1 protein-coding gene is annotated in these 899 nt (G+C 65.9%); it reads right to left on the minus strand.

The window, feature by feature from the left end:
• Positions 1–29: 29 nt before the first annotated feature.
• Positions 30–899: integrase core domain-containing protein (locus EEJ42_RS31345; protein WP_123105237.1), on the minus strand; the 870-nt coding region annotated here is incomplete at its 5' end.

Raw genomic sequence — 899 nt, forward strand, 5'->3', positions numbered from 1 at the left:
TGTCGGGCTCGAAAAGTCATCGCTACTGGTCAAGCGGCGTAGTGGTACTCGTTGATGGGGCCGCCGAGGACGCGTGTGCGCAGGAGTCTGCGTGCGTTGAGGTTGTGCACGGTGATGGGCTGCTGCCCGGCGTCAGGAGGTAGCTGGTCTCGGCTTCGATGAGGGCGATGTGTGTTGTAGTGCCGCTGGTAGGCGGCCAGGACCTGTCGGGCGTGTGCCTCGTTCGTGATCAGGATGTGGTCGAGGGCATCGCGCCGGATGCTGCCGATCACCCGTACACAGTGGGCGTTCATCCGCGGCGTTCGTGGCGTGCTCTTGATCACCTCCATGCCATCGGCTTCGAAGACGGCGTCGAAGGACTGTCCGTACTTGCCATCGCGGTCACGGAGCAGGAATCGCAGGGACTCCATACGCGTGTTCAGGTCGGCGGCTACGTTCCGGGCCTGCTGCACGGCCCATTCCCGGGAGGGATGTGCCGTGACGTTGGAGATATGGAGGCGCCGGGTGCCGTGTTGGAGGAAGGCGAGCGCGTACAGTCTGCGTCCGAACACGGTGTCGAGATGGAAGAAGCCTGCCGCGATGATGCCCTCGGCCTGGTTCGTGAGGAACTCGCGCCAGGTTGGGCCGGTACGGCGTGGGGCTGGATCGATGCCCGCGGCTGTCAGGATGTTCCATACGGTGGATGCGGCGATCGGGTGCCCCAGGCGAGCCAGCTCGCCCTGGATCCGCCTGTGGCCCCACCTCGTATTTTCCCGGGCCAGTCGCAGTATGAGCTTCCTGAGCGCCGCCCTGGTCGGTGGTCTCCCGGCCGGGGCGCGTCGCGCGCTGTAGTCCCATTTCGCCGCGATGAACCTGCGATGCCACGCCAGCAGGGTGCCGGGCGTGATCGGGAAGACCCC

The sequence above is a fragment of the Streptomyces botrytidirepellens genome (assembly GCF_003721215.1).
Taxonomy (GTDB): Bacteria; Actinomycetota; Actinomycetes; order Streptomycetales; family Streptomycetaceae; genus Streptomyces; species Streptomyces himastatinicus.